At 66.0% G+C, this 9,193-nt stretch carries 5 protein-coding genes; 1 reads left to right on the forward strand and 4 read right to left on the reverse strand.

Going from position 1 to position 9,193, the window contains the following annotated elements; all coding sequences use genetic code 11:
* Positions 1-21 precede the first annotated feature (21 nt).
* Together cysE and ACT531_RS20995 are read right to left on the reverse strand one after the other, a co-directional pair.
* Positions 22-804 (reverse strand): serine O-acetyltransferase, encoded by a 783-nt coding sequence (gene cysE / locus ACT531_RS20990; protein ID WP_476018679.1) that lies wholly within the window; start codon positions 802-804, stop codon positions 22-24.
* A gap of 36 nt (positions 805-840) precedes the next feature.
* Positions 841-1,653, reverse strand: a complete 813-nt coding sequence (locus tag ACT531_RS20995; RefSeq protein WP_476018680.1) for an RNA methyltransferase — start codon at positions 1,651-1,653, stop codon at positions 841-843.
* Between the two features lie 175 nt (positions 1,654-1,828).
* Here ACT531_RS20995 and ACT531_RS21000 point away from each other — a divergent pair, with 175 nt between their 5' ends.
* Positions 1,829-2,785 (forward strand): inositol monophosphatase family protein, encoded by a 957-nt coding sequence (locus ACT531_RS21000; RefSeq protein ID WP_476018681.1) that lies wholly within the window; start codon positions 1,829-1,831, stop codon positions 2,783-2,785.
* A gap of 201 nt (positions 2,786-2,986) precedes the next feature.
* On the opposite strand, the gene ACT531_RS21005 is transcribed toward ACT531_RS21000, so the two are convergent.
* Together ACT531_RS21005 and ACT531_RS21010 are read right to left on the reverse strand one after the other, a co-directional pair.
* Positions 2,987-4,117 (reverse strand): response regulator, encoded by a 1,131-nt coding sequence (locus ACT531_RS21005; RefSeq protein WP_476018682.1) that lies wholly within the window; start codon positions 4,115-4,117, stop codon positions 2,987-2,989.
* Between the two features lie 24 nt (positions 4,118-4,141).
* The gene (locus tag ACT531_RS21010) at positions 4,142-9,016 is read right to left on the reverse strand and encodes a PAS domain S-box protein (RefSeq protein WP_476018683.1); all 4,875 of its coding nucleotides are present in this window, start codon (positions 9,014-9,016) and stop codon (positions 4,142-4,144) included.
* Positions 9,017-9,193 lie beyond the last annotated feature (177 nt).

Below are 9,193 nucleotides of genomic sequence, written 5' to 3' on the forward strand. Positions count from 1 at the left end.
AGCACCCAACTCGCTGCAGGACTACTTGCCCACCAGCTCGTTGAGCTTGCCCGCCTCGAACTGTTCCTTGATCGCCGCATCACACGGCACGCAGTCCTTGGCCTGCTGGTTGGCGGCCGAGAGTTTTTCGATGGCCTGCCACAGCAGCGCAATCTGGTGCTCTTGCGAGGACGCACTGTCGATCAGGCCCCGCATGGCTTGCGACAGCGGGTCGTCTTCCTGCGTGATGCCATAGGCCGTGAACTTGCGCGCCGGCTGGGATTCGGTCACGTCGGCGCTCTGCCCCTCTTTGGACGGGATGATGCGCGCCGGGATGCCCACCGCCGTGGCGCCTGCAGGCACCGGCTTGATGACCACGGCGTTGGAGCCGATCTTGGCACCATCACCCACCTCAAAGCCGCCCAACACCTTGGCGCCCGCGCTCACCACCACGTCCTTGCCCAGCGTAGGGTGGCGCTTGGTGCCCTTGTACAGCGAGGTGCCGCCCAGGGTCACACCCTGGTAGATGGTGCAGCCGTCGCCGATCTCGGCGGTCTCGCCCACCACCACGCCCATGGCGTGGTCGAAGAACACCCGCTCGCCGATCTTGGCGCCGGGGTGGATCTCGATACCGGTGAACCAGCGCGCAAAGTGCGAGATGAAGCGGCCCAGCCACTTGAGGCCGTGGTGCCAGCACCAGTGCGCGGGGCGGTGCAGCCAGATCGCATGCAGGCCCGGATAACAGGTGATCACCTCCCACGTGCTGCGCGCGGCAGGATCGCGGTCGAGGATGCACTGGATATCGGAGCGCAGGCGGGCGAACATTGGTTGTTATGGTTATTTGTAAATGGGCTGCACAGTCTATCGTTTCGCCTGCGCCGTCTCGATCATGGCTTTGGCGACACCTCTCAAGATGTGGATTTCCTCAGGGCTGAGCTGCGCGCGGTTGAAAAGCTGGTTAAGGCGGGGCATTAGCTTCTTGGGCGCGGCCGGGTCCAGAAAGCCGATGGAGGTGAGCGCCTGCTCCCAGTGGCTCAGCATGCCCGCGACCTGCGCCGCGTCGGCCAGCGCGCGCGGCGGGGTGGCATCTTGCACCGCAAATCCGCCCAATGCCTGGCGCCATTCGTAGGCGATCACCTGGATAGCGGCCCCTAGGTTGAGCGAGCCAAAGCCGGGGTTGGTGGGAATCGACAGCGCTACATGGCAGCGGTACACGTCTTCGTTGGTCATGCCAAACCGCTCTGAGCCGAAGAGAAAGGCCACGCCGGCTTGCGGGGCCACGCTCGGGTCTGCAGGGGTGTCGCTGGATGAATTTGAAGGGTTTTGAGCCTCTTGCGCTAGAAATTCATGCCTGAGCAGCTCACTTTTTAATAGCATTTCAAAGTGGGCACGTGGCGCGGCCGTGGGCGGGCCGAAGTCGCGGGGCGTCATGGCAGTAGCGCACAAGTGGCTCATGCCGTCCAGGGCCTCGTCCAGCGTGGCGACGATGCGCGCGTTGTTCAGCACATCCAAGGCGCCACTGGCGCGCTGGATGGTTTCCTCGCGCCGCAGCACGTTGGCCCAGCGTGGAGCGACCAGCACCAGGTCGTCAAACCCCATGGTTTTCATGGCACGGGCGGCGGCGCCCACATTGCCGGCGTGGCTGGTGTTGATCAGGACAAAACGGGTCTTCATGGACGGGCGGAGCGAGAGGGAGAAAGCGGCCGGTTAGGCAAAAAAGGGCTCTGCGGGTAAAATCCCGCCCTCTATTGTCGCCGCCCGCATCGCCGGGACGGGTCGGACCTCCCCGCTCATCCTGTACGCAGACGCCCGCGCCACCTTGGCCGTGCGCTGCCAACCACCACAATTTATGTCGTCTACTCTGCACCCCATGCTCAACGTGGCCATCAAGGCTGCACGCGCCGCCGGCGCCATCATCAACCGCGCGGCCCTGGACGTGGAATCGGTGCGGATCTCGCAAAAGCAGATCAATGACTTTGTGACCGAGGTGGACCACGCCTCCGAAAAGATCATCATCGAGACGCTGCTGACGGCATACCCCGGCCACGGCATCCTGGCCGAAGAGTCGGGCAAGGAATACGGCGCGAGGGATTCGGAGTTTGTCTGGATCATCGACCCGCTGGACGGCACCACCAACTTCATCCACGGCTTCCCCGTGTACTGCATCAGCATTGCGCTGGCCGTGAAGGGCAAGATCGAGCAGGCTGTGGTGTACGACCCCACCCGCAACGACCTGTTCACCGCCACCAAGGGCCGCGGCGCCTTCCTGAACGAGCGCCGCATCCGCGTGAGCAAGCGCACCCAGCTCAAGGACTGCCTGATCTCCACCGGCTTCCCCTTCCGCCCGGGCGACAACTTCAAGAGCTACCTGAACATGATGGCCGACGTGATGCAGCGCACCGCCGGCCTGCGCCGCCCCGGCGCCGCTGCGCTGGACCTGGCCTATGTGGCGGCGGGCTTCACCGACGGTTTCTTTGAAACAGGTCTGTCGATCTGGGACGTGGCAGCGGGTTCGCTGCTGGTGACCGAGGCCGGCGGCCTGGTGGGCAATTTCACGGGGGAAGCAGACTTCCTGGAGCAGCGCGAGTGCCTGGCGGGCAACCCCCGCGTGTACGGCCAGCTGGTGCCCATCCTGGGCAAGTACAGCAAGTTTGCGAGCGCTGGCGACAAGGCGGCTGTGCGCCAGGCGGCGACTGCCGACGCGCCCGAAGCCAGCAACACACCAGAGGCAGAAGGCGCTGCAGATGCAGCCGAATCGGCGGCTCCCCAGGCCGACACCGCCAAGGGCGAAGACGCGCCGTTCTAAATCCACCCACCGCGCCCTGCGGCAAAGCCGACGCACGATGCCCCCTGGTGAGGTCTGGTAGCTGGACCGCGCAGTGGGCGCAACCCACACCAGCGCAGCCGCGCAAGGGCCGCCCCGCCGCGCTGGCTGCGTCCCCCTTCCCGAATGGCGCAGCCATTCGAGAGAAGGGGGAAGGCGCGAAGCGACTCAGGAGGATGAACCCTACACCGGGTCTGGATATTTCTGCGCAATGCTGCGGAAGTCTTCCGCAATGTCCACAAACGCATCCACCATGTCGGGGTCGAAGTGGGTGCCCTTGCCCCGCACGATGGTGCTGCAGGCCTGGTCGTGCGAAAACGCGGGCTTGTACACGCGCTTGCTGATGAGCGCGTCGTACACGTCGGCCACGGCCATCAGGCGGGCCGACACCGGGATGGCATCCCCCGCCAAGCCCTGCGGATAGCCGGAGCCGTCCCACTTTTCCTGGTGGCTGTAGGCGATCTCCTTGGACACGCTCAAAAACGCCACGCGCATGCCCAGGCGACGCTCGGCTTCTTCGATCGCGTCGCGGCCCAGCGTGGTGTGGGTCTTCATCACCTCAAATTCTTCCACCGTGAGCTTGCCGGGCTTGAGCAGGATGCTGTCCGGGATGCCGATCTTGCCAATGTCGTGCAACGGCGCCGACTTGTAGAGCAGCTCAATCATGCGGTCATTGAGCAGATGCTCAAAACGCGGGTGGTGGCGCAGGCGCTCGGCCAGCGTCTTCACATACAGCTGGGTGCGGCGGATGTGGTTGCCGGTTTCGTTGTCACGCGTCTCGGCCAGAGAGGTCATGGCCATGATGGTCACGTCCTGGATGGCCTGCACCTCCAGCGTGCGCATGGCGACCTCGCGCTCCAGATAGGCGCTTTTGTCGCGCAGGAAGTCGGCCGTGGCCTTGAGCGCCAGATGCGTATTGACGCGGGCCAGCAGGATGGGCGGGCTGATGGGTTTGGTGATGTAGTCCACCGCGCCCAGCGCCAGCCCCATGCGCTCGTCGTCGGTATCGGAGCGCGCCGTGAGGAAGATCACCGGGATGTCGCGCGTGGCGGGCGCCTCCTTGAGGCGGCGACAGACCTCGTAGCCATCCACCTCCGGCATCATGATGTCCAGCAGGATCAGGTCGGGCGGCGTGGCCGACTGCGCAATCTTGAGCGCCTTCTCGCCCTGGTTCGCCACCTTGACCAGGTAGTGCTCGCGCAGCAGGCTGCCCATGAGGGTGAGGTTCTCGGGCGTGTCGTCCACCACGAGCACTGTGGCAATCGGCTTGTCTACCAAGGTCGCCGGGCTGGAGGCAAAAGGCGCGTTGTCCATGCAAATGTCCTGCGTAAGTGCCGTTCAGGGGGATTCGAGGGCGGTGGATTCGGAGCCAGGCACCGCAGCCATGGCCTCCAGTGCCTGCTCGAAATCAAAGTTCAGGGTGTGCTTTTCAACAGCCTGGAAAGCGCTCCCCAGGGCCGCCTTGAGCAACACGCCATTGTGTTGGAAAAACTCGGTGGCTGCAGGGTCGTCCTGCTCCAGCAAGTGGCGCAAATGGTGTTCGGCCTCGGCGGGCGTCATGCCCGGCCCAGATACGCCCGCAGATCGCGCCATACCGGGCTCCGGTGCCGCTTGTCCCTGCACCGCTTGCAGCACCCAGTCCTGAAGCCCCTGCAGCAGCGGCTGTAGCGCAGCGCGCAGCTCCGCCAGCAACGGCACGATGGCCTCGTTGCCATGGCGAAAGCGCAGCGCGTGCTCCAGCGCCTGCGCGCGGTCCGACACGGCCTGCGCGCCAATGTTGGCGGCCACCGACCGCAGCGTGTGGGCCAGGCGCTCGGCCAGCGCTACGTCATGCACCGCGAGGGCGCGCTGCAGCTCTGGCAGCACCGGGGCCTGCCCTTGCACAAAGCGGCGCAGCATCTCGGCATACAGACCCGTTTTGCCCAGCGCACGCTGCAGGCCCAGGTTGGTGTCCAGGCCCGGCAGATCAGGAACATCCACCGGGAGCCAGCCTGCGGCCGTCGCACCGGCAGCCCCTGCCGCCACCGAAGCCGCCACTGGCGCCGCATTGCTGCGCGCGGGTGGTACCGCGGCACCCAGCCCCTCGCGGGGGCGAATCCACCGGGCCAGCGCAGCCCACAGGGCCGCAGGCTCGATGGGCTTGGCCACATGGTCGTTCATGCCGGCCGCAAAGCAGCGCTGGCGGTCCGCCTCCATGGCGTTGGCCGTCATGGCGATGATGGGCACCTGCGCATAACGCGGGTTGCCGCGCAGCAGGCGCGTGGCGGTCTCGCCGTCCATGACGGGCATCTGCATGTCCATGAGCACGGCGTCGTAGTGCTTGCGCTCAATGTGGTCGATGGCGATCTGCCCGTTTTCTGCCACGTCCACGGCGAAGCCCGCGTCCAGCAGCAACTCCATCGCCACCATCTGGTTGAGCTCGTTGTCCTCGACGAGCAGCACGCTGGCGCCCCGGATGTCCAGGGGCAGCTCGTCGGCCGCAGGGGCGGGGGTGACTGCACGACGTCGCTCCGAGCCCGATGCCTCCAGCGGCTGCATCAGGGTGTCGAACAGCAGCGAGGCATTGACGGGCTTGATGAGCACGGTTTCAATGCCCTGCGCACGTGCGGCCCGCATCACGTCCTCGCGCCCGTAGGCCGTCACCATCAGCATCTGCGGCACCTTGGGCATGCCCAGGCTGCGGATGTGGCCGGCCAGCTCCACGCCATCCATGCCCGGCATGTGCCAGTCCAGCAGCAAGAGGCCAAACGGCTGCTGATGGGCCATGGACTCGCGCAGCCGGTCCAGCGCCTCCAGGCCCGAATGCGCCTGTTCCACCACAAAACCCATGGCTTGCAGCATGTCTGACAGCACCGTGGCCGCCGTGTGGTTGTCGTCCACCACCAGCACCCGGGTGCCCCGCAGGTCGGGCGGTGGCAGCAGCACCCGCGCCGGTGCGCCACGCTCCAGCGGCACCGACACCCAGAAGGTGGAGCCCTTGCCAAAGCGGCTTTCCACGCCCACCTCGCCGCCCATCAGCTCGGCCAGGCTCTTGCAGATCGCCAGCCCCAGGCCGGTCCCGCCGTAGCGGCGCGTGGTGGAGGTGTCCGCCTGCTGGAAGCTCTGGAACAGGCGCGCCATCTGCTCGTCGGTGAGCCCGATGCCGGTGTCACGCACCTCGAAACGCAGCCGCACCTGGTTTCCCATCTCCTCCAGCAAACGCACGGCAATGCTGATCTCGCCCGACTCCGTGAACTTGATGGCGTTGTTGGCGTAGTTGATGAGGATCTGGCCCAAACGCAACGCATCGCCCACAAGGTTGGGGGGCACGTCGCTGGCCACATCGCAGACCAGCTCCAGTCCCTTGGCTCCGGCCTTGTAGCCCACCACGTCGGACACGCTTTCGAGCATGCGGTCCAGCAGGAACGGCTGGCGCTCCACCACCAGCTTGCCCGCCTCGATCTTGGAGAAGTCCAGTATGTCGTTGATGACGCCCAGCAGGTGCTGGCCCGCCTGCTGGATCTTGCTCACATAGTCGTGCTGGCGCGGGCTCAGGCCCGACTTGAGCGCCAGATGCGACATGCCAATGATCGCGTTCATCGGCGTGCGGATCTCGTGGCTCATGTTGGCCAGGAAGTTGGACTTGAGCGCGGTGGACTCCTCGGCCAGCTCCTTGGCGCGCCGCAGTTCCTGTTCAGCGCGCTGGCGGTCGGTGATGTCCACAAACGTACCGATGGTGCCGCCCGCCATGCCATCCGGGCGCGCAAAGCCATGCAGCCAGAACAGCGTGTGGTGCAGCTCACCGTCAGCATAAGGCAAGTCGACCTCGCGGTGCACCTTGCGCTCGCCTTCCATGGCCTGTACCGCGTCCTGCTCGAAGCGGGTGCGGGTCTCTTGCGGCAGGTAGTCCAGGTCCATCACCGTCTTGCCGATGAGCGTCTCGCGCGTCACCCCGAAAGCCTGCTCGTAGGCACGGTTCACCCCGATGTACCGCCCGTCTGCCCCCTTGTAGAACAGGGGCACCGGGATGGCATCGATCAGCGCCTGCTGGAAATCCAGCTGCCCCGCCACCTGTTCCTCCAGGAGCTTCTGATCGTGGATATCCACGTTGACCCCCACCACCCGCACGGGCTGGCCCTGGGCATTGCGGAAAATGCGTGCGGCCTCCAGGAACCAGCGCACCTCTCCGTCCGGGCGCACGATGCGCCAGGAGTCGCGCAGGTAATCCTCGGTGCCGGCCAGGCAGCTGTCGAAATAGGCGCCCGCCTGGTCGCGGTCCTCGGGATGCAGGCAGTTGAGCCAGAAGTCCCGTCCGTCGGGCTGGGTGCCAGGCGGCAGGCCCATCATCTGCGCCAGCTTGTCGGACCAGACGATTTCGCCGGTGACCAGGTTCAGGTCGAACACCCCGATCTTGCCCGCCTCCTGCGCCAGCTCCAGGCGCTCCTGGGCCTGCTGAATGACTTGTTCGGCGCGCCGCTGTTCGCTGACGTCTTCAATCACCCAGATCGAGGCGGTGCCAAAGTCGTCCATCTTCAGGCTGCGGCCCGCCAGGCGCGCCTCGAACCGGGTGCCATCCAGCCGGTACAGCGTCGCGGTCTCGCGCAGCGCCTGGCCCGACGCCAATCCGGGCGTCACGCGGGCGGTGAACAGGTCGGCATGGCCCGCACCACCGAACAGCACCGACACCCCTAGGCCCAGCAGCTGGGATGCCGTGCCGCCCATGAGGTCCACAAACGCGGGGTTGAACTGGCGGAACTGCCCGTCGCACACCAGCACGATGGGCGGTGCGTTGTCGAAGATGGCGGTCTGCTGCTCCAGCAGTTCATTGAGCAAGCGCTCGCGGCGCTCCAGCTCCTTTTGCGCCTGGATGCGCTCGGACACGTCCTCGTGCAAACCCACAATACCGATGCGCTTGCCATGCCCGTCAAACACGGGGGACAGCGTGGCCTCGTCGTGGTAGATGGTCCCGTCCTTGCGCCGGTTGACGAACTGGCCTTGCCAGGATTTGCCCGACAGCAGTGCCGACCACATCAGTTGATAGGTCTGCGCGGGCGTCTGGCCGCTCGCCACCAGCGAGGGCTTTTTGCCCCGCACCTCGTCGAGCGAATACCCGGTGTTGCGCTCGTACTGGGGGTTGACCCAGTCGATGCGGCCCTCGCCATCGGTGATCACCACCGACACGGGGCTGCTCTCCAGCGCGGTCCCCAGCACCCGGAAGCGCTCCAGCGCGCTGGCCACGCGCGCGCGGCTGCGCAGCAAATCCAGCAGCAACAGGCCCAGCAGGCAAAACAGCACAAAGGCCACAGCCCCGATGCGGGCGCGCTGTGATGACGTCATCAAGGCGCTGATGTCGTCCAGCGCCACCAGCTGCCACTCACCGGTCGGGTCGTGCCAGTCGATGGCCCGGCGCTCGACCGCATGGGGTACACCATTGATCTGCACTTCACCCGCATCGGCTGCAAACGGCAGCGCAGACGCCACGCCGTTGTCAAAGTGGCGGCCGAACTGGCGCGTGGCCCGGATGGCGTCGATGCGCGCCTGGGTGAGCGGCGGTGCCACCGCAAACTGCCATTCGGTCCGGGTGGCGGCAAATGCCACCCCCTGCGGCGACAGCAACACCATGGGCAGGCCCGCGCGCTTGAGCAGCAGGTCCACCGGCTCGAAGCCCACCTTGAACATGACCACGCCGATGATGTTGCTCGAAGGCGTGTCGCTTTCGTACAGCGGCGCCGCGTAGTACAGCCCGCGCTCCTGGGTGTTGCTGCCAATGGCCGCATACACGCTGGTCGCGCCCTGGATGGCCTGCTGGAAATAGGGGCGAAACGCGAGGTTCAAGCCCGTAGACCGTTCGCCCGGCGTCTCATGGGCTACCACGGTGCCGTCTGCGGACATGACATACACGCCCTGCACCAGAAAGCGCCCACGCGCCACGGCCAGGCGTGCCAGGGCCTCAGGGTGATCGGGGGGCAAGCGGCCCAGCGCCATGTCCTTGAGCAAAGGCTCGCTCAGCCCCATCAAAGACACCGCCCCCAGCATGGAGCCACCGGTGGTCTGTGCTTGCAAGGTGTCTGCCGTCTGCTGCAGCAGACGCGAGCGCTCGGCCGACCGCTCGCCGACGCGCCAGTGTTGCGCCCCTTGCACCACCAGCACTGCGCCCATCAATGCGAGGACTACGACCAGCAGCAAGCCACGCAGGCCTGGCGCTTTGCGGTCCAGAAGCTTGTCAAACCACATGCCTACGCCCTTGCCACGCGGGCTCTCTGCACCGTGGATCCCTTACCGTCAGCCCGCGGGGTCCAGCAATGCATCGATAGTCTCCGCCGGCCCAGGCCGCCCAAACAGATACCCCTGGAAGCCCTCGCACCCATGCAGCCTCAGGAACGACAGCTGCCCCGTCGTCTCCACCCCCTC

This window comes from Acidovorax sp. DMC1 (genome assembly GCF_056314325.1).

Coding starts and splice junctions, on each gene's coding strand:
- cysE (WP_476018679.1), bottom strand. CDS start 804: ATGTTCGCCCGCCTGCGCTCCGATATCCAGTGCATCCTCGACCGCGAT.
- ACT531_RS20995 (WP_476018680.1), bottom strand. CDS start 1,653: ATGAAGACCCGTTTTGTCCTGATCAACACCAGCCACGCCGGCAATGTG.
- ACT531_RS21000 (WP_476018681.1), top strand. CDS start 1,829: ATGTCGTCTACTCTGCACCCCATGCTCAACGTGGCCATCAAGGCTGCA.
- ACT531_RS21005 (WP_476018682.1), bottom strand. CDS start 4,117: ATGGACAACGCGCCTTTTGCCTCCAGCCCGGCGACCTTGGTAGACAAG.
- ACT531_RS21010 (WP_476018683.1), bottom strand. CDS start 9,016: ATGTGGTTTGACAAGCTTCTGGACCGCAAAGCGCCAGGCCTGCGTGGC.